The following is a 17,228-nucleotide window of genomic DNA, read 5'->3' as shown; positions in this document are numbered from 1 at the left end:
ACTGACCTTTCATGGAGGAGAAAGCATGATTTTGGTGACCGGCGGGCTCGGTTTCATCGGCTCGCACACCGCTCGCACGCTGGCGGACCTCGGCGAGTCCTGTGTCCTCACCCAACACCGCAACGCGACCGTGCCCGACTTGTTGACCAAAGAGCTCGGCAGCCAGATTTTCGTCGAGCCACTCGATATCGCCGACCGGGCGGCCTGGTCCCGACTCGGCGAGAAACACTCGATCACCGGCATCGTGCACCTCGCCGCGCATTCCATCCTCGACCCGGATCCACTGGCCCACCTGGACGGCAACCTTCGCGGCCTCAGTAACCTCCTGCACGCTGCTGCGGCCTGGAAAGTCTCCCGGGTGACCGTGGCGAGCACCATCGGCGTGTACGACCTCGCATCATCGCGACCGCTACGCGAAGACGAACCGCTGGCAATGGACGCCGGCAACGTCATTGAAGCGTACAAGAAGACCGCCGAAATCCTCGGCCCCTTTGTCGGCGGCCAACTCGGCATCGAGGTGGTCAACGTCCGCATCGGCGCGATCTGGGGACCGCTCGGCCGGGTCCGATCCGGCTTTTTCGCCGTGCCACAGCTGATACACGCGGCCGCCCACGGCACCGCGCTGGAAAGCCCTCCCAGCGCCGGAAAAACCGAGGACGGCATCGACATGTGTTACGTACGGGACTGCGGCAGGGGCATCGCCGCGGTGCAGACCGCGACGACTCTCCACCACCACACGTACAACGTCGGCTCGGGTCGACTGACCACCAACGGCGACATTCGCGACGCGGTGCTCCGGCTGGTGCCCGATGCCACCCTGGATCTGCCGGCCGGTCGCACCTGGAACGGCCGTGCCATGAATATCAGCCGGATCCAGGAGGACACCGGGTTTTCAGCCCGAATATGACACCGACCGTGCCGTCGCCGACTATCTTTCTTGGCTGCGGGCCGGGAATCCGCGCTAGTGACGCGTTGATTCACCGCCGCCGCAGAAGACCAGTTTGATGAGATTCTGCTGGGCCTGCTGCAGCGCGGCCCCAGGTGGGGTCACCGAGTCCACATAGGTCAGCGAGGCCTCCATCGTCGTGCTGCCGTCGAGCGTGCTGTACATCGCTGTCGCGGAACCCTGGACGCCGCCGCCGGGGTGGTTGATCAGGACGGTGCCGCTGCAGTTCGCGTCCGCACGCAACTCGAACAGCCCGAGGCCGTAGTCGCTGGTCGGATCGGTGGTCGCATGCGGCTTGAGCATTTCCGCCAACAGCGCGGGCGCGAGAAGCTTTCCACCCAGGAGCGCGGAAATGAAGGTATTGATGTCCTTTGTGGTGGAGATTATCTCACCGGCACTGGAAATCCAGGAGGGATTCTGCCGCGTGACGTCGACCGTCTTCCACTGGTCGCCGTCCTGATAGCGGTAATAGCTGTCGGCGTGCGGCCCGGGGATCTCCGGCGAGGTGCCCGGCACCACGGTGTCCCGCAGCCCGAGCGGCCGCAGAATTCGTCGCTGGACCTGGTCAGCGTACGAGCGACCGGTGACCTTTTCGATCAGCAACCGGGCCACCACGTAGTTGGTGTTGGAATAGCTCCAGTTCGTGCCCGGCGCGAACCGCAACGGCTGCGACAGGGCGAGCCGCACCAGCTGCTGGGGCTGGTAAGTGTGGAATCGGTTGTCCACCCATTCCTTGCCTGACCATGGAATTCCCGGCACCACCGTGCCATCGGCGTTATATTCGCCGGTGAAGTTGAACAGCCCGCTGGTGTGCTGCAACACCATTCGCACGGTGATCCGCCGGTCAAAGCCGAAGTCGGGCAGGTAGGTGGCCACTGGGGTGTCCAGCCCGATTTTGCCCTCACCGACCAGTTGCAGCACCACCGTCGCCGTGAATGGCTTGGTGGTGCTGCCTATCCGGAACCTTCCATCCGTCGGCGGCTTCGCGGACTCGCCGAGGGTGCGTACGCCGGCACTGCCGACCCAGTCGCCTTTCTTGTCGTGTACGCGCAACTGCACGCCAGCGATCCCCGAATCGGCTACCGCCTGGATCGCCTGCTGCAGCTCCGGGCGGTCCTGCCCGGTGAGAGTTCGCGCGGTGGCCATCCCTGGCGTGGCTACGCTGGCCAGCAGCGTGACAGCCAGCACTACGCCGTACGCCCGCCGGAAAACCCGGCCTCTGCTGTTTTTTGCGGCCTTGAAGCCGCCATTGGTGAAGTAGTCATGGCGGCCACGTTCGCCTACTCCTCTGACACGGAACCGTCACTGCCCTGACACGGCCTTGCCAGATTGCCGGACAATATGATAACCTGGTCTCACGACAGGCCAAGACTTCAAGGCAGGAAGCATGACGAGTCCGATTGCCGGCCTGGGTGCGAGCATCCAGCGGCAGAGCACCACCGAGCAGGCCGTCGACGCCGTACGGCAGGTCATCCTGTCCGGGCGGCTGCTGCCGGGCATGCCGCTGCGCGAGGTCGCCCTCGCCGCCGAGCTCGGCGTCTCCCGCAGCACCTTGCGCGAAGCCGCACGTACGCTCGAAAGCGAGGGCCTGGTCCGCTACCAAATGAACCGCGGCATCGTCGTCGCGGAAGTCACTGGGTCCGACGTCGCCGACATCTACGCTGCCCGCGCCGCCGTGGAACTGGCCGCAGCCGACGCCCTCACCGAGCACCGGGATCCGGCGGTCTACGCGAGCCTCGCCGACCTGGTCGACCAGATAGAACGTGCCTTCGGCCACGGCAACATCGACACCGTGCTGGACGGTGACCGGCGCTTCCACGCCACCCTGGTCGCGGCCACCGGCAGCCCCCGGCTGCGCCGCTTTCATGGACAGCTCCAGCAAGAGCAGCGCCTCGCCCTGGCACTGGCCGAACGCTCCAGTCGCGAACTCGGCCGTACGGCGGACGACCACCGTCGGCTACTGGACGCGCTGCACGGCAGCCCGGCACAAGCCAGGGCGGAACTCACCACGCACCTGCAAGTAGGCGCCGCCGAATTGCAACGGCTGGTCGATTTGCTCGCGCAACGCCAAAAACTCACCCACCACAAAGAAGCAGAGACACCCCATGACTGACCACAGCACCGGCGACGCCTGGGATCTGATCGTCTCGCCCTGGCATCTCGACGAGCACATCCCGGCCTTCCCCATCCCCGCCAACACCACCCAGGTCGTACGCCCGACCCTGTCTCCCGGGCCGGTCCCCGTCCGGATGAGCCTGCTGCATCAGGCCACCGTCGATGCGGTGACGCGTACCGCCAGGCCGCTGGTGCTCTCCGGCGACTGCCCTACCGCCAGGGCAGTGGTCGCCGGGCTGCAGCGCCGCCAACCCGACTTGGCCGTGCTCTGGCTGGACGCTCACGGCGACTTCAATACGCCCGCCATATCGACCAGCGGCTACCTCGGCGGCATGGCGATAGCGATGCTGACCGGCCGTACGCCCGAGCTGTTCGACGATGCGCTCGGGTTGCGGCCGGTGGCCGAGACCAGTGTCGTGCTCGCTGACGCCAGGGACCTCGACCCCGCCGAACGCGACGCCCTGGCCGCCAGCCAGGTCCGCCGCGTTCCCGCCGATCCGGCCGCGATCACCGCCGCCCTCGGCGAGCTCGGCCGTACGCCGGTCCACGTGCATCTCGACGTGGACGTCATCGACAGCTCGCAGCTGCCCGACCTGCGCTTTCCGTCCGGCCCAGGGCCCCCCTCAGCCAGATCGAGGAATGCCTCGCCGCCGCCTGCGGCACCGCTGATGTGGTGGGCGCCAGTATCGCCTGCGCCTGGCTGCCCGACCGCGTCAGCGACCAGACCACCCGCGATGCGATCACTCGGCTCGTCAGAGCACTCGGCGCCGACCTGGTATGGCCCGACCCGGCCGTTCAGCCGCTGTAGTGGAAATAGCCAATCAGATCGGACTGAAGCGAGTCCGTACGCACCAGCGTTCCGGTCTGCAGGGCGTCGATCATTTTTTTCGCGCTGCCCGACAAAGACCCCGACGTGATGGGCATTTGACGACGTACCAAAAAAAACCAGGTCACCTGGCACCGCGCTGGCGGCACTGACCTTGTGTAGCTGGTGCATTTGGTCATTCGCGGTGCCACCGCCGAGCACGTCCGAGCCGAAGGCCAGGTCGTACACCCACCGACTGAAACCGGAACAGTCCAGCCCGATGGTGACCTCTGCCGGGCAAGGGCTGATAAAACCGGTGTAGCCGTCGCAGGTGCCGGCGGACGGCTTGGCCGAACCGCCGTGGCCGCCGCCCCCCGCGTACGTGATTTGGCCGCCGCGCCAGCCCATGTTCGGCCGCGCCGTTCTTGATCGCGGTCGCGTGCTGGACGATCGTACTGGCGCCACCACCGGTCGCGAGACCCGGCGGTGGCGTCGCCATGGTCCGCAGCAACGACTGTTTCGTCGCCGGCCCGACCTCACCGTCGACCGACAGTCCCTGCGCCGACTGATACGTTTTCACCGCGGCCAAGGTGTCCGAGCCGAAATCCCCGTCAACCCCCAACAGCGCGTAATAGCGATTGAGTCGCGTCTGCAGATCGGTGACGCAGCCGTCCTTTTCGCCTTGTTTCAGCACCGATGGGCACGACGGCGAGGAAATGGTGATCGGCGTCGGCGCGGCCACCGCCGCGACCGGTGCTGCCATTGCCCCAAGAGTTGCCGTCAGCACCAACAGCCGAACGAAGTTCTTCCGCATAGCAGACACGACGCCCACCTTTCGCCACCATCCGGCCACTCCGAAAGATGATGACACGAAAGCTGACCAGTTTCATATGGGCGACAATAGATACGTAGTCCGCATTCGGACCGACTTCTCTCGCAACGTCAAAGAGTCCCGTTGTTTTGGTTGGCGCAAGACTGTCTTGCGAACTTCGTCCTTCCACCGCGGACCACCAGCTGCGAGAGTCAAGGGATGGCAACCTATGTGGATCTTGATGGCGTACGCACCTGGTATGAGGAATACGGGACAGGACGGCCGCTCGTTCTGCTGCATCCTGGCGGCTACGGCGCGGCCGCGTTCGAGGTGAATATCGGTCCGCTGGCCGAACATTTTCACATCTATACACCGGAAAGGCGTGGCCATGGAAACACACCGGACGTGGCCGGCCGGTACACATTCGAGCAGGGCGCGCAAGACACCATCGCATTTTTTTGAGACGGGTGGTCGGCGAGCCGGCGGATCTGATGGGCTGCAGCGATGGCGCCATCGTGGGGTTGCTGACCGCGCTGCGACGGCCCGATCTGGTCGCAAGGTTGGTGTTCGCGGCTGGCGTCTTTCACCGGGACGGCTGGCACGATGGAGTGTTGGACGGCGCGGCCGACGACGACTTTTCGCTGAAGCTACAGCAGATGCACGCCGACGGACCGACAGTGACGGTCCAGGAGCTGGCCGGGCTACCGAACCGGACCCTGGTGCTGCTGGGCGACGACGACGAGGTCCGGCTCGAGCACGCGGTCACCATGTACGAGGCGCTGCCGCCGGTGAACTCGCGGTGCTCCCCGGCACCTCCCATGGCCTGCTGGTGGAAAAGCCGGCGCTTTGCCACCAGGTCATCCTGGATTTCCTTACCCACGACCCGGTGCCCACGATGGCGCCCATTCGGCGGCGCTGATCAGCGCGGGGCAGCAAGTGCCTCAGCGACGGTGAGGCTGTCCTCGTACACGTGATAGCGCGTGATGAGCCCGTCCTCAACAGTCAGATGCACCGCACACCTCGCCGCGTAGGCACGACCGGTCGCCCGTACGGTTTGCCGGATCTCGCCCAGCACCACCACGTTGTTCCCGTCCACGAGAATGCTGGGCGCCGCCGGTTTTTCCTTCGGCGGCAGGTGAAACGCGTCCAGCGTACGGAAATGGTCGATCACGTCGGCGCGGGTCGAGCGGGACCGAATCCAGGGCACCGCCGGATGCCCCTGCGCCGGCCAGTCGAGCTGCCAGTCAACCGTCGGCGCAAACAGTTCAGCGAGCCCGTCAAGGTCACCTTCGGCCAGCCTGCGCAGAAACTCCTCGACCGTACGCACCGCCGGGTGCACGATCGGGGCGAACTGGTAGTCGCGCCGGATCCGCCCGTTCTCGTCCAGCAGCAGGAAAATCGACCCGGACCAGGCGATGTCACCGCCACCGGCCGGCACCATCTGGGTGGTAAAGGTGACGGCGTCGTGATGTGCCATCACGTCTGCCGCGACCCGGAAAACGAAGCCGCCGCCCGCGACAAACTGTTCGTACGCCTCACGAATGCGGGTCTCCAGTGCCTGATGGCCATGGATTTCGCCGGAGGGCAGGACTTCCACCCCGTCGTCGGCCCACAGGTGAGCGATCGCCTTCCGGCGAGCCGCCGGATCGCCTTCGTTCCAGACTGCGGCGTAACTGTCGACTAGTGCTTTGATGTCCGTTTCAGTTGGCATGAGACAACCGTACGAGCAATGACTGACACCGTCTGTCAGTCATAGTCAGCCTGGATTGCCGACATTCACCGTGACCGGGTGCTGCCCGAGCTGAAAGGCGGCGGTGAGACCGTCCGCGTCAGCGTGGCTGAACTTGCCCTGCACGATCACCTGTCCACCGGTGATCGCGTCCTGAATCATCGGCGCCGACACCACCGTGCCGGCCACCACGATCGCGAGCTCCTGGCCGACCAGCCGGGCGGTGACGTCATCGAATTCCTTCGCGCCGGCGGCGTCCAACGACACTGTCACCTGCCAGTCGCCGGGGCTGTTGGAGGATGCCGCCGACTCGGCGGCGCTGACATGGACGCCGGTCATCGCCACCGGGCCGACCTGGTACGTGTTTTTCCCGTCCAGCGAAGGCAGAACGCTCGCCGCACCGGAGGTGCCGGTGCTCAACACCGGACGGAACTCGACATCGGTGTGGATCGGAGCCAGCGACCGGATTCGCTGCAGGGCCGACTTTTCGGCGAGGGGAACGCCGATGAGCACTCCGTTTGGCCGCGTCGTGTACCGCGCGCTGCCGCCAGCACGTGCGACCAACATCTTGCCGACCTGGTCGCGGGTGTCGCTGGTGGGGTTGCCAGAGACCACAAAACCAGCGGTGGGCCACCCCGCTGGCAGGTTCTGGCCGGGCCCGAGAGTGGTGAGAACGTACAACCCGACAGCGAAAATCAACGCGACCACGAGCAGCGACGGCACCAGGATCAGCAGCAGCAGCAGACCAACCCGGTGCGGCGCCGCCGCGGCGGCGGTGCGGACAGCGATGCCACCCGATCTCCTCCACTCGACAATGCGCTCTGCGAGGGCGCGTCCCAAGGCCACCCTCGCAGAGCTGTCAAGTCTACTTATGTGGAGGGCACTGCCCAGGTTTGGGCATTGGTTCCGTTGCACGTGTAGATCTGCACCTGGGTGCTGTTGGCGGTGCTGGAATTCGGATCGTCCAGACATTTACCCGATTCCGGGTTGAGCAGCGCGCCGTTGGACTGCGCTCGCCATTGCTGAGCACCACTGCCGTTGCACTCGTAGTGCTGAACCAGACTGCCGTCAGCGGTCCCGCTGTTGGACACATCCAGGCAGCCGCCCTGCGCCTGAATCGTGCCATCGGGCACCATGGCCCACATCTGCGCACCGGTTGAGTTGCAGCCGTAGACCTGGACAGCGGTGGAATTGGCGGTACCGCTGCCGCGAGTGTCCAGGCACAGTCCCGGAATCGCCGAGAGGTGATCGCACCGGTCTTGTACGGTCGGCCGCTGCCGGCGTACGAAGGCGGCGCCGCGGTGGACCCGCTCGCCCAACTGGTGTTGGCCGAAGTTCCTTCGGTGACAGCGAAAGTGCCGCCGCTGGTCAGCGCCGCGGTGGGCGCGTACGCGTTGTTCCAGGCGGTGCCGTTCCAGGACGCGCTCTGGACGTAAGGCGCGTTGTCCGCCGCCTGCGGTGCGTTGATCGTCAACGTGTTGCCGCTGGGCAGGGTTATCACCGCTTGCGAGAAAAGCGGGCTGCCCAGCGCGAGGTCCGCGGTGCCAGGCGTCTCCGGATACATGCCCAGTGCGGAAAACACGTACCAGGAACTCATCTCGCCGAGGTCGTCGTTGCCGGCGAGGCCGCCCGGCGCGTCGGTCCAGATCTGGTCCTGCACCTGCCGTACGATCCGCTGGGTTTGGTACGGCTGACCGACGTAGTCATATTCCCAGGGAAGGTAAAGGCTCGGCTCGTTGCCGAGGATCGGCCTGACTTCCGCCGCTGCCATGGAAACCGGCCAGCACGCTGTTGAGATAGCTGATCATCGCGGCGTTTCCGCCCTTGGCCGCGGTCAGGCCGGCGATGTTGAACGGCACCATCCCGGTGTACTGCCACGACGTGCCCTCGACGAAGTTGTCCGAGCTGGCCGGATTGAACCCGCCGGCCCAGCTACCGGCCGCTGTTTTGCCTTGCATGAAGCCACTGGACGGGTTGAAGGTGTATTGCCAGTCCTGCGCGCGGTTCCGGAAGGTGGTCTGGTTGGCGGTGTCGTGCAGCGCGCCAGCCAACGCAGAGATGGCGAAGTCCGCACTGTTGTATTCGAGCTCAGTGGACACCGCGCCATAGAAGTTGCAGCATGCGTACGCGCCGTCGCTGGCCAGATATCCGGGGCTGTTCAGGTAGTTCAGGCCAGGCCGGATGTTCGTCGGACCCATCGCCTGCTTCACCATGTCGGCCAACGCGGTGGCGGCGTCGAAGTTCGTCGCGCCGAAGGCGTAGTAGTCGGCGAGGATCTCGTCGGCCGGATCACCGACCATCACGTACGACTCTCCGTTGTTCTGCGCCCATTTCGGGAACATCCCGCTCTGCTGGTATTCGTCGATCATCGACTGCGCGATGTCACTGGTCTGGCCCGGCGCGACCAGCGCGGAGAGCTGTGCCTGGCTGCGGTAGATGTCCCAGCCGGAGAAATTGGCGTAGAAGGCCGAGTGTCCGCTGTCCACGGTGTGGGTTTTGTTGTCGAACCCGATGTACTGGCCGTTACTGTCCGAGTAGACGTTCGGGTGCAGCAACGAATGGTAGAGCGCGGTGTAGAAGATCTGCTGTTGCGCGGTCGTGCCGCCACCGACCTGGACGCGATTGAGCAAGGTGTTCCAGGAACTGTGGGTAGCCGTGTGGATCGCGTCGAAGTCCCAGTTCGGATTCTCCGCCGTACGATTGGCCGCCGCGTTCGCGGTCGACACGTACGAGAGGCCGACTTTGGCTTGTACGACGTGATTTCCGGTGGTGTTGAAGGTGACGTAGCCGTTGTTCGGACCAGCCGCGGCCGCCTTCGGGGTGACGCCGGTGCGCGGAAGGGCTCCATGCAGTTTGGATTTGCTCGGTGCCACTGCCGAAGTTTTGGCGATCGCGGTGCCGTTGGTGGTGAAGGGTTGATCGAAGATCATGTCGAAATATGCCGTGTACGTGTTGCCAGCGCCGCAGAAATGACCGGAGGTGACCGATCCCTGCACCTCGTTGGTGCCCACGACCGCCCAACTTGTCGCCGAGTCACCGGTCGCGCCGCCGGTCAGTTTGAAGATCAGGTTGGCCTGGGTGGTGGACGGGGGAAGGTGAAACGGGCCATGCCACTGCGGGTGGTCGCGGTCAGCTCGGTCTTGATCCCGTTGTTCAGGCCCACCGAATAATAGCCGGCGTTCGCGGATTCGTTGGCGTGCGTGAAAGCGTCGGTGGCGCCGGTGTTGATGCCGCCGGTGGTGGGGCAGGATCGGAATGTCACCGTCCGCCGGGCAGCCCGGGCCGGACATGTGGGTCAGGCTGAATCCGGTGATGGACGAGTCGTTGTACTCGTAACCACCGCCGTCTGGCCGGCTCGGCGTGTCCGGACTCCATTGCACCATGCCAAAAGGTGCGTCCGCGCCGGGAAAGTCGTCCGCGCTGTTGGTGGTGCCGATGAACGGGCTCACCACCGAAGCCGGGTCGCTCACCAGCGTCGCCGCCTGCGCGGCCTGGCCGGGAGCGGCGAGCATCGCACCGACGACCGCGGCGCAGGCCGCCGCGATCGACAGTGATCGGAATCCAGATCTGCCTGATGGGATCATGAAACGTCGTCCCTCGCGTCCGGTGCCGGATGGGTTACACGTGCGCGAACATCCACGAGAAAACTCCGGACAAGTCTCCTGTGTCAAGGTCAACCGCGATTACTGGCCGCAATCGGAACGAAAGGTGTGCGGTATCCGTGCTCAGCGGCGGAATGAGCGAACCGCACTCGTACGCCGGTCGAGAATGGCTTGAAGATCCCCTGATCAGGCCGGGCGGCCGTAGACGCTGACCTCGGTGAGATGGAAACTGTTGTTCGCTGAGTCGCTCAACCCGATAATGCGGATATACCGCGCCTGAACCGGCGCGCTGTACGCGTCGCCGGCATCGGTGGCCGGATTCGCGTTCGTCTTGCTGGCGAAAGTGGAGAATGTGGTGCCGTCCGTACTGGATTGCACCTGGTAAGTGTAAAATCGGGTGCCGTCCACATAGTTCCGGACGTTGACCGACGAAACGTTGGTCAGCTGGCCGAGGTCGACCCGCCACCAGGTGCCACCGCTGGCCGGGATCACGCTCCCCCAGTACGGGTCGTTCCCGCGGCTGCCGTCATTGGCCGCGGTGGCCGGGTTTCCCGGCTCGGAAGACAGCGCGGTCACCGGCCTTCCCACGCTCACCAGCGGTTGGTGGCCCCGCACACTGACCTCGCTGAGGTGGAAACTGGTGTTGGCGGAATCGCTCAGTCCGACCACCCGGACATATCTGGCCTCCGCCTGCACAGCGAAGGTCTCGCCGCCGTCGGTGGCCGGACTGGCACCGCTCTTGCCGCCCAGCGCGAAGAAATGTGTGCCGTCGGCACTGCCCAACAGCTGATATGTGTAATACCTGCTGCCGTCGACGTAGTTTCGCACGTTCACTGTGGAAACGTCGGTGAGGATGCCAAGGTCGACCTGCCACCAGGCACCGCCGGTGGGTGGAATCACGCAGCCCCCCCAGTACGGGTCGTTTCCCCGGTTGCCGTCGTTGGCCGCGGTCGGCGGATTGCCGCCCTCCGAGGACTCCGTCGCCACCGGTTTTCCGACGCTCACCACTGGATCGTCGGCCGCGGCTGGCGGCGCGTACGAGCCGATCGTGAGTCCGGAGAACTGGGCGACCCCGAGCCGGCCGGTGTCCGCGTTGGCGGCGCTCATAAACAGGCCGACGTCCTCACTGGGGCTCGTACCGGAGAGGGTCGCCGAACCGACTGTCGTCCAGTTTTTCCCGTCGCTGCCGCACGATCCGGTGAACTGGTCGCCGTCGCGGCCGAGCCGGACATAGACAGCCGGCGCGAAGCCGTCGACCTCGGTGTTGGCATCCAATTGACCGTCACCATTGGTGTCCCAGCTGAAGACACAGCCGTGCGCGGGAGTGACCGCTATGGTGGCGTACCCACCCGATCCAGCGCCGGGGATGTCCGTCTGGGTCATCAGGCCGGCTCGCGCCCATGCGAGGTGTTGTCCTGCGAAGTCACCAAAGTCTGGGCCGCATGCCCGGTGGCGAGGGTGTCCGGCAGGAAGACCGAACCGTACTCGTTCGTGGCACCCCAGACGTCCGCACCGCCGCCGGCGATGGCGAAATCACTGCCAGACTGGGCAAACCCAGCCCCGTTGGAGGAGAAGGTCTTGTACGTCCCGGAAACACCGCCGGTGACCAGCGCCCTCGTAGTGCCTGATGCGGTGTGTGCCCGTGATACCGGCAACGACCCACGACGACTGCGCCGTGAGCGTCGGTACGCTGCCAGCCGCCGCGGTGGCTGGGACCGTCACGTTCCAGGTGGCCGAGAATGTCCCGTTGGCCGCGACCCCGGAGGTGGTGGTCGAAGTGGTCGCGGAGACGGTGTAGCCAGCCGGCGCGGCAAGGGAAAGGTGCACGGTCTGCGTTGCCTGACCACTCTGGTTGGCGAAAACCGCGGTGGCCGGGAAAGTTCCACCGGGCTGCGCCGAAACCGGGTTGGCCGTCACCGTCACTCCGCGGGTCGGATTGTCCGCGGCGACCTGAGTGGCGAGCGCGTACGAGTCTCCCTCCGGCTGGGTCAGATAACGCGGATTGCCACCGTCGTCGTTGGCGAAGGCCTGTGCCATCGCGGTCCAGTCATTCGACGGAACCGCCCCACACCAGAGGTCAGCACATGGTCGAGGCCAGCGAAAAAGAGCCGCCAGCGGCTGGCGTAATAGTCGCCCCCACCAACCCGTTGTCCTCCCGGCGCGCATAGTCGTTCACTCCCGCCGCGCCCGTTGCCCAGATGCTGACCATCGATCGAATGTCGTACCGGAGATTGGCGGCCTCGGCCGGTGAGCCGGCCTCGGCGGTCGCGCCGGCCAGCCAGCTGCCGAACAAGTAGTTGCTGTCGCTGCCCAACAACTGGTCCAGCAGTCGCATGTTCGTCATCCACTGCCCGCTCAGCCGCTCGAAACCGGCGATGTCCTTGGCGTTGTACGCCGACTGGATTTGCGGCAGCAACGTACGACTGCCGTTCGCCATCACCTGTCTGGCCACATCGACCAGGTCGTCTTGATAGGCCGTGGAGTTTCGCAGCGCTGGGGCGACTTGTAGCAGCTGCGGCAGCGCCGCGGCGAAGGCGGCTGGGTCGTACCCGAGTGAATTCAACGGACCGAAGCCGGGCGCCTGCTCGAAATAGCTGGTCGCATCGCGGGGATCGACGGTGATGGAGTAGGCGGTGTTCTCTATCGCCTTCCAGGCCGCCTGCGCATGCGCGTCCACCGCGCCGTACCTCGCGGTGGCGTAGTTGGCGAACCAGGTGTCCACGTCGACCGGCCCGTCCTGCCAGGCCATCTCGGTGAAGAACTCGAAAGCCGCCGGATTGTTGTCGATCGCCTCGGGCATCGCCGCGATGCCGCTCATCACCGTCCCGGATCTTCCCAGCCAGGAGTAAAATCGCTGGTTCCACACCTTGACCATGGCGGCGGTGTTGGTGTGCCCACCGAAGTTCCAAATGGTGCCGAAGGCGTACGGCGTGCCCTTCCAGTCGGAGTCCCGGTTCGGTTCTGGCGCAGAGTCGTCGGAATCACTGTCCAACACCAGGAGCTTGGACTTGTCCACCGCGTTCAACAAGGCGGGGAGGGGGTTGGCGAGCCAGCCGAGGATCGCCCAGATCGCACCGGGATGAGCGGTTTCCAGGGCCTGTTGAATCGACTTCGAAGCACCGCCAATATCAATGCCATCCGGGTCGCCGCCCTCGTGCAGGATATCCATCTTGTACATCGTGCTGGCCCCGAAAAGGGCGGTCTGAGCGGCGTAGAAGGCGGCCGCCACCTGGGCGTAGACCGCGTTGTTCGGATCCAGCCAGTCCGGTCGCGCGAACCCAGCCCAGTCACCCTGCGGCAGCACTCGTGCGCCGGCGTTCTTGGCCGCGAAATTCGGTGGCACCGTGCCGTAATAGCCGGGCAGCACCGGAGTCATGCCCAGGGCCTGCAGCTGGTTGGCGATGTTCTTGGCGAGCCCGGCCCGCTGGTCGATCAGCTGCTGGGACATCGGGCCGCCGACGCAGCATTCGTTCTGCAGCAGCCACCACGGCTGATGTCCAGGCTCCGGGATCCAGCCGCGCAGGTCGTCGGCGGAATAGCCAAACTGCTGGAAAGTCTGCTGGTAGACCGCTTCCTGGCCTTCGTAAACGAGCACTTCGTTGATCCCGTGCAGGGCCAACACGTCGATCCGGTGCTGCTGCCCTGCGGCCAGCTGAGATAGGGATTGGAATAGCCTTCGTTGGTGTCGTTCAACGCAAACCTGTTCGCCACCGACGCGCTGTGGTGGATCGGCTGCGCCGGCAACGGCAGCTGTGCCGGCAGAGTGAGCTGGCTGTCGTCCAACCCGATGTCCGCGTGCGCGACGTACTTCAGATACCACCCGACGCCGGTCAGCTGCACCGCCGGCGTGGTGCCGGAGATGACAACCTGCGTTCCGCTGGCGGAAATGTTGAAGAAGTCTTGGCCGTTGGTTTTGCTGACTGCCTGCAAACTCACCTGGTCGGCATCACTCTGGCCAATGAGTCGTACGAGCGCCTGTTCGGCCGGGGTGGAATCGAAAGGCGCTGCTTTTGCCGTGGTCACAGCCGCCGCGGCAGCGGCCGGCAGTACGGACGCGGCCAGCGCGGCCACCGCAACAGCCGCCCAGACACGGAGTTCGCCCCGCATGGTTCCCCTCTCCAGGGCCGCCGGAATCTTAATAGGTATCTTTCGAAAGTTGATTGCGGATCACTGTGGCCGGCCGGCACCAGACCGTCAAGACCGAATCCCGGTCGAGTTGATATTTGTCATCTTCGACGCCCACTGCCAGCGACTTACGCTGGCTGTCATTCATGACAAACCTCATGGGTGGGTGGTGAACGGCCGCACTACCAGCTGCCGGCGCCGACGACCAGCATTGGTCGCAGTGAAAGTTCCCGACGCTGGCAAGGAAAGGTCCATCATGAACGCCCGTACCCCCGCTGTTTCCGAGCAAGACCTGAACCACCCGAGCAGTCTGTCCGCGTTTCGCACCGTGAAGCTGCTGGTGGGCGGCTACCTCGGCCTGAGCGTGCTCACCATGGTGGCCGTCATCCTGCTCCGCGACGACACCTCGGTGGTGACCGACGCGGTCTGGGTCCGCGCCAGCATCGTCACCCTCAGCGCCCTGCTGACGCTGGCGTTCAGCTTCAGCGCGGCACGCGGCGGCTCCCGGCGCGGCTTTCCTCCGGCTCCGGCTCGTCTCGGCGATCATGCTGGTCGCCATCGCGGTCATCGTGGCGCTACCAGGCGCCTTCCCGGTGTGGCTGCGGGTCGAGCAGGCCGTCTGCGGGCTGCTGCTGGCCGGCGTGGTCGTACTGGTCAACGGCCGGCACCTGCGGTCGTTGTTCGCCACTCGGTGATTCACGTACCGTGACCGTGATGAACGAAAGCGAGCAGGCGTCAGCCGGATGGCCCTCTGCCGAAGGGCAGCGGTGGGCCGATGGCTGGCGCCGGCTGGCTTTGGCCGCTGGAATGCTTATCTATCCGTGTGTGACGGCGGTCGCGGTCTCGCAGCACTCGAAAGGGCCGGACGCTCTCGCCGGCTATGCGATCGTCGCCGGTTTCAGCTGTTGTTACGTCCTCGCCGTACTCTCCACGGTCGGGCTCGCCTGGCATCGGTTCTGGATCCTGGTCGGCGCGATGGCCGCGTTGTTCGTCGCCGCGCTTCCCTTCGCCCAAGCCGACAGCTTCTTTCTTTTCGCGGTCGTCGTGTCGATGGCTACCGCCCAGCTGAAGCGGCGCCACGCGGCGCCCATCGTGCTGGCCGGCGTGGTCGCGGCACTGCTCGTACCGTGGGCGGTGACCTCCTGGCACAGCGGTCCCGGCTGGTTTCAGGCGGTGACAGTCGTTTTCACCGTGCTGCTCGTCTCCGGGTTCAACGAGACCGCTCGCGCCAACCGGGCGCTGGTCGAGGCGCGCGCCGAGGTCGCCCGGCTGGCGTCCGACGCCGAGCGGAACCGGATCGCGCGGGACCTGCACGACCTGCTCGGCCACTCCCTCCCTCCGCCATCACGGTCAAGAGCGGCCTCGCCCGCCGGCTCGCGGCGACCCAACCGGCCCGGTCGCTGGACGAGATCACCGAGGTCGAGCAGCTGTCCCGGCAGACGCTCGCGGACGTACGCGCCGCCGTGTCCGGCTACCGGGAGGTGACGCTCGCCGGTGAACTCGCTCGCGGCCGCGAGTTGCTCCGCGCGTCCGGCGTCACCGCTGACCTGCCCGGAGCCACCGATGTCGTCGACGGTGCCTATCAGGAGTTGTTCGGTTGGGTCGTACGCGAAGGCCTGACGAACGTCGTACGCCACGCGCGCGCTTCCCGCTGCACGGTCATCCTGTCCGAGGCCGCGGTGGAGGTCCGCGACGACGGCGTCGGCGGCGCGACCCCCGCGGGCAACGGTCTCGCCGGCCTCCGAGAGCGGGTAGCGGCAGCCGGCGGCAGCGTCGAAGCCGGGCCCGTGAGCCCACGCGGCTGGCGGCTGCGGGTGTCCCTGGGACCGGAGGCCGCGTGACCATCAAACTGCTCCTCGCGGACGACCAGGCGCTCGTACGACAGGCGCTGGTCGCCCTGCTGAGCTTGGAAGACGACTTCGAGGTGGTCGCTTCGGTGGGCCGCGGCGACGAAGTCGTCGACGCGGCCCTGCGGGCCCAGCCGGATGTGGCACTGCTCGACATCGAAATGCCCGGTGTCGACGGGCTGGCGGCGGCGGCCATCCTCGCCACCCAGGTGCCGGACTGCAAGGTCGTCATCCTCACCACCTTCGGCCGGGCCGGCTACCTGCGCCGCGCCATGGAAGCCGGCGCCGTCGGTTTCGTGGTGAAGGACGCGCCCGCCGAAGCCCTGGCCGACGCCATCCGCCGGGTCATGCAGGGCCAGCGCGTCGTCGACCCAGCTCTCGCGGTCGCCACCCTCGCGGCCGGCGAGTCCCCCGCTCACCGCCCGCGAACGCGACGTACTCATCGCGGCCCGCTCCGGCGACACCGTCGCCCAGATCGCCGCGAAGCTCTACCTCGCCGAGGGCACCGTACGGAACTACCTGTCCGCGGCCACCGCCAAAACCTCCGCCCGCAACCGGATGGAAGCCCTGCGGGTGGCCGACGAGCGCGGCTGGCTGTAGGCCGGCTGGTACGGTCCGCTCGTACCCGCCGCTGGCCGCCGCCTAGGCGCTGCCTAGCCGCCGTCAGTCGCCGAAACGCCGGACGCTAGGCTGGACCAGGTATGTCACGCGCGGTTGGGGCCTCTAGCTCAATAGGCAGAGCAACGGACTTTTAATCCGTGGGTTCGGGGTTCGATCCCCCGGGGGCCCACCACAGGACTCTTACTAGAACCCTGGCCCAGGAGGGTCAGGGCTGGTGGGGTCGAAGATCGTTGAGCAGCGCCGCATCCGGTTTCGGGTGCGGCGTTCTCATCGGCGTCTGGGACACCAACGGCCACCCCGACCCGCCACCTGCCGGACGAATCACCGTCACGTATCCCGCCAGCGGCGGGAAAACAGTCTGGGCAGAACTACAGATAGAGCCTCCGGCGGGCCCCGACCGGTGGCTACCCAAACGCACCCTGCTGCGCCCGCCACCAGGCACCACACCGGCCCTGCTGCCGCCGTACAACTACAACACCCTCCAGCGGCTCCTCGACGGCCTCGTCGGATCTGCACCAAGCATGTCCGCAGCCAAAAGTCACGACGCGCCGTAACCACCCAACCGGGGGTGCACCCCAGAGCCGGCGCCCGGGACTGGACCAACGACTGCTCCAGTCCCGGGCGCTG

At 66.0% G+C, this 17,228-nt stretch carries 18 protein-coding genes, 1 tRNA gene and 6 pseudogenes; 13 read left to right on the top strand and 12 right to left on the bottom strand.

The features are described from left to right. The first annotated feature begins 25 nt into the window (after nucleotides 1-25). On the top strand, nucleotides 26-907 hold the full coding sequence (locus GNX96_RS03070) for an NAD-dependent epimerase/dehydratase family protein (RefSeq protein ID WP_279579215.1): 882 nt from the start codon (nucleotides 26-28) through the stop codon (nucleotides 905-907). 54 nt (nucleotides 908-961) lie between these two features. Here the strand turns inward: GNX96_RS03070 and GNX96_RS03065 are convergent, their stop codons facing one another. After that, nucleotides 962-2,134 carry a serine hydrolase domain-containing protein gene (locus tag GNX96_RS03065; RefSeq protein ID WP_279579214.1) on the bottom strand — a complete coding sequence of 391 codons (1,173 nt, stop codon included), beginning with the start codon at nucleotides 2,132-2,134 and terminating at the stop codon, nucleotides 962-964. A 199-nt stretch (nucleotides 2,135-2,333) separates the two neighbouring features. Between GNX96_RS03065 and GNX96_RS03060 the strand changes: the two genes are divergently transcribed. Next, nucleotides 2,334-3,059, top strand: coding sequence for a GntR family transcriptional regulator (locus GNX96_RS03060; RefSeq protein ID WP_163566933.1), 726 nt, complete (start codon nucleotides 2,334-2,336; stop codon nucleotides 3,057-3,059). Continuing rightward, nucleotides 3,052-3,978, top strand: coding sequence for an arginase family protein (locus tag GNX96_RS03055; protein ID WP_279579213.1), 927 nt, complete (start codon nucleotides 3,052-3,054; stop codon nucleotides 3,976-3,978). Before GNX96_RS03060 ends, GNX96_RS03055 begins: the two co-directional genes overlap by 8 nt. Nucleotides 3,979-4,010: 32 nt before the next feature. Here the strand turns inward: GNX96_RS03055 and GNX96_RS62330 are convergent. Continuing rightward, nucleotides 4,011-4,088, bottom strand: a pseudogene (locus GNX96_RS62330) (hypothetical protein); the annotation flags it as partial. After that, nucleotides 4,063-4,680, bottom strand: coding sequence for a peptidoglycan-binding domain-containing protein (locus tag GNX96_RS03045; RefSeq protein WP_279579310.1), 618 nt, complete (start codon nucleotides 4,678-4,680; stop codon nucleotides 4,063-4,065). The gene GNX96_RS03045 and the pseudogene GNX96_RS62330, both read right to left, overlap by 26 nt. 216 nt (nucleotides 4,681-4,896) lie before the next feature. Here GNX96_RS03045 and GNX96_RS48380 point away from each other — a divergent pair, with 216 nt between their 5' ends. Together GNX96_RS48380 and GNX96_RS48375 are read left to right on the top strand one after the other, a co-directional pair. Then, a complete protein-coding gene (locus tag GNX96_RS48380; RefSeq protein WP_279579212.1) occupies nucleotides 4,897-5,139 on the top strand; it encodes an alpha/beta fold hydrolase in 243 nt (80 codons plus the stop codon). A gap of 29 nt (nucleotides 5,140-5,168) precedes the next feature. Next, the gene (locus tag GNX96_RS48375) at nucleotides 5,169-5,651 is read left to right on the top strand and encodes an alpha/beta fold hydrolase (protein WP_279579211.1); all 483 of its coding nucleotides are present in this window, start codon (nucleotides 5,169-5,171) and stop codon (nucleotides 5,649-5,651) included. On the opposite strand, the gene GNX96_RS03035 is transcribed toward GNX96_RS48375, so the two are convergent. Genes GNX96_RS03035 through GNX96_RS48370 form a run of 3 tightly spaced genes read right to left on the bottom strand, consistent with a single transcriptional unit; the run spans nucleotide 5,597 to nucleotide 7,725 of the window. After that, on the bottom strand, nucleotides 5,597-6,388 hold the full coding sequence (locus GNX96_RS03035; RefSeq protein ID WP_163566932.1) for a nuclear transport factor 2 family protein: 792 nt from the start codon (nucleotides 6,386-6,388) through the stop codon (nucleotides 5,597-5,599). The two genes, GNX96_RS48375 and GNX96_RS03035, sit on opposite strands and share 55 nt — an antisense overlap. Before the next feature lie 45 nt (nucleotides 6,389-6,433). After that, nucleotides 6,434-7,252 (bottom strand): SecDF P1 head subdomain-containing protein, encoded by an 819-nt coding sequence (locus tag GNX96_RS03030; protein ID WP_279579210.1) that lies wholly within the window; start codon nucleotides 7,250-7,252, stop codon nucleotides 6,434-6,436. A 23-nt stretch (nucleotides 7,253-7,275) separates the two neighbouring features. Beyond that, nucleotides 7,276-7,725, bottom strand: a complete 450-nt coding sequence (locus GNX96_RS48370) for a ricin-type beta-trefoil lectin domain protein (RefSeq protein WP_279579209.1) — start codon at nucleotides 7,723-7,725, stop codon at nucleotides 7,276-7,278. Here GNX96_RS48370 and GNX96_RS48365 point away from each other — a divergent pair. Further along, a complete protein-coding gene (locus tag GNX96_RS48365) occupies nucleotides 7,651-7,842 on the top strand; it encodes a hypothetical protein (protein ID WP_279579317.1) in 192 nt (63 codons plus the stop codon). The genes GNX96_RS48370 and GNX96_RS48365 overlap by 75 nt on opposite strands. On the opposite strand, the pseudogene GNX96_RS62325 reads toward GNX96_RS48365, so the two are convergent. From GNX96_RS62325 to GNX96_RS48355, 6 genes and pseudogenes are all read right to left on the bottom strand, one after another. After that, nucleotides 7,812-8,177, bottom strand: a pseudogene (locus tag GNX96_RS62325) (glycoside hydrolase domain-containing protein); the annotation flags it as partial. The gene GNX96_RS48365 and the pseudogene GNX96_RS62325 sit on opposite strands and share 31 nt — an antisense overlap. Then, a complete protein-coding gene (locus tag GNX96_RS03025) occupies nucleotides 8,110-9,990 on the bottom strand; it encodes a GH92 family glycosyl hydrolase (protein ID WP_279579207.1) in 1,881 nt (626 codons plus the stop codon). The gene GNX96_RS03025 and the pseudogene GNX96_RS62325, both read right to left, overlap by 68 nt. A 204-nt stretch (nucleotides 9,991-10,194) precedes the next feature. Beyond that, nucleotides 10,195-11,391, bottom strand: coding sequence for a discoidin domain-containing protein (locus tag GNX96_RS03020; protein WP_163566930.1), 1,197 nt, complete (start codon nucleotides 11,389-11,391; stop codon nucleotides 10,195-10,197). A gap of 150 nt (nucleotides 11,392-11,541) precedes the next feature. Then, nucleotides 11,542-12,045: an NEW3 domain-containing protein gene (locus GNX96_RS03015; RefSeq protein ID WP_163566929.1), complete on the bottom strand. Its 504-nt coding sequence runs from the start codon at nucleotides 12,043-12,045 to the stop codon at nucleotides 11,542-11,544. Between the two features lie 40 nt (nucleotides 12,046-12,085). Further along, entirely contained in the window at nucleotides 12,086-13,603 is a 1,518-nt protein-coding gene (locus GNX96_RS03010) for an alpha-N-acetylglucosaminidase (RefSeq protein ID WP_279579206.1), read from the bottom strand. Between the two features lie 161 nt (nucleotides 13,604-13,764). Beyond that, nucleotides 13,765-14,115 (bottom strand): annotated as a pseudogene (locus tag GNX96_RS48355) (alpha-N-acetylglucosaminidase N-terminal domain-containing protein); the annotation flags it as partial. A gap of 274 nt (nucleotides 14,116-14,389) precedes the next feature. Here GNX96_RS48355 and GNX96_RS03000 point away from each other — a divergent pair. The 7 genes and pseudogenes from GNX96_RS03000 to GNX96_RS02980 all read left to right on the top strand — a co-directional run bounded on the left by GNX96_RS03000 (nucleotide 14,390) and on the right by GNX96_RS02980 (nucleotide 17,155). Next, entirely contained in the window at nucleotides 14,390-14,842 is a 453-nt protein-coding gene (locus tag GNX96_RS03000) for a hypothetical protein (RefSeq protein ID WP_279579205.1), read from the top strand. A 5-nt stretch (nucleotides 14,843-14,847) separates the two neighbouring features. Further along, nucleotides 14,848-15,468: pseudogene (locus GNX96_RS02995) on the top strand (histidine kinase); the annotation flags it as partial. Between the two features lie 8 nt (nucleotides 15,469-15,476). After that, nucleotides 15,477-15,560, top strand: a pseudogene (locus GNX96_RS62320) (hypothetical protein); the annotation flags it as partial. 36 nt (nucleotides 15,561-15,596) lie between these two features. Beyond that, entirely contained in the window at nucleotides 15,597-15,974 is a 378-nt protein-coding gene (locus GNX96_RS48350; protein ID WP_279579203.1) for a sensor histidine kinase, read from the top strand. Further along, nucleotides 15,971-16,580: pseudogene (locus tag GNX96_RS02990) on the top strand (response regulator). The gene GNX96_RS48350 and the pseudogene GNX96_RS02990 overlap by 4 nt, the downstream one beginning before the upstream one ends. Nucleotides 16,581-16,697: 117 nt before the next feature. Next, nucleotides 16,698-16,773, top strand: a tRNA-Lys gene (locus tag GNX96_RS02985). A 58-nt stretch (nucleotides 16,774-16,831) separates the two neighbouring features. Then, a complete protein-coding gene (locus tag GNX96_RS02980; RefSeq protein ID WP_163566926.1) occupies nucleotides 16,832-17,155 on the top strand; it encodes a hypothetical protein in 324 nt (107 codons plus the stop codon). Nucleotides 17,156-17,228 lie beyond the last annotated feature (73 nt).

The sequence above is a fragment of the Fodinicola feengrottensis genome (genome assembly GCF_010993775.1).
Taxonomy (GTDB): Bacteria; Actinomycetota; Actinomycetes; order Mycobacteriales; family HKI-0501; genus Fodinicola; species Fodinicola feengrottensis.
This window is presented reverse-complemented; position numbering and strand designations above follow the sequence as displayed.

Coding starts and splice junctions, on each gene's coding strand:
- GNX96_RS03070 (WP_279579215.1), top strand. CDS start 26: ATGATTTTGGTGACCGGCGGGCTCGGTTTCATCGGCTCGCACACCGCT.
- GNX96_RS03060 (WP_163566933.1), top strand. CDS start 2,334: ATGACGAGTCCGATTGCCGGCCTGGGTGCGAGCATCCAGCGGCAGAGC.
- GNX96_RS03055 (WP_279579213.1), top strand. CDS start 3,052: ATGACTGACCACAGCACCGGCGACGCCTGGGATCTGATCGTCTCGCCC.
- GNX96_RS03045 (WP_279579310.1), bottom strand. CDS start 4,680: ATGCGGAAGAACTTCGTTCGGCTGTTGGTGCTGACGGCAACTCTTGGG.
- GNX96_RS48380 (WP_279579212.1), top strand. CDS start 4,897: ATGGCAACCTATGTGGATCTTGATGGCGTACGCACCTGGTATGAGGAA.
- GNX96_RS48375 (WP_279579211.1), top strand. CDS start 5,169: ATGGGCTGCAGCGATGGCGCCATCGTGGGGTTGCTGACCGCGCTGCGA.
- GNX96_RS03035 (WP_163566932.1), bottom strand. CDS start 6,388: ATGCCAACTGAAACGGACATCAAAGCACTAGTCGACAGTTACGCCGCA.
- GNX96_RS03025 (WP_279579207.1), bottom strand. CDS start 9,990: ATGATCCCATCAGGCAGATCTGGATTCCGATCACTGTCGATCGCGGCG.
- GNX96_RS03020 (WP_163566930.1), bottom strand. CDS start 11,391: ATGACCCAGACGGACATCCCCGGCGCTGGATCGGGTGGGTACGCCACC.
- GNX96_RS03015 (WP_163566929.1), bottom strand. CDS start 12,045: ATGGCACAGGCCTTCGCCAACGACGACGGTGGCAATCCGCGTTATCTG.
- GNX96_RS03000 (WP_279579205.1), top strand. CDS start 14,390: ATGAACGCCCGTACCCCCGCTGTTTCCGAGCAAGACCTGAACCACCCG.